The following is a 315-nucleotide window of genomic DNA, read 5'->3' as shown; positions in this document are numbered from 1 at the left end:
AACTGAGGGAGGAATTTCCCCAGTTAGCAAAAATGCCGTCCTTATGGACACGTTCTTATTTTGTAAGCACAGCCGGAAATGTAAGTTCTGAAACTATAGAATGGTACATCCGCACGCAAAAGACGAGGGATTAGATGCACACCGTAAGATTACTGTTAGCCACAACCAGATACGACGAAACGGTCATAGAAAAGCGTTTTCATTCCATTAGCCATATCCATAACGTAATCGTCAAGCATGCCAAAAAACGTCTGAAAAGACTGTCATATGATGCCGAATATCAATCTCTAAAAGCAGAATATAAGAAGCTCCTGA

General features: G+C 41.0%; 1 protein-coding gene. It reads left to right on the top strand.

The window, feature by feature from the left end:
* Positions 1-134, top strand: a 134-nt coding sequence (locus ACTQ3A_RS14010) for a transposase (protein WP_441101580.1), incomplete at its 5' end; no start/stop codon positions are given.
* Positions 135-315 lie beyond the last annotated feature (181 nt).

The sequence above is a fragment of the Bilifractor sp. LCP21S3_F8 genome (genome assembly GCF_052117805.1).
Lineage (GTDB): Bacteria > Bacillota > Clostridia > Lachnospirales > Lachnospiraceae > Bilifractor.
This window is presented reverse-complemented; position numbering and strand designations above follow the sequence as displayed.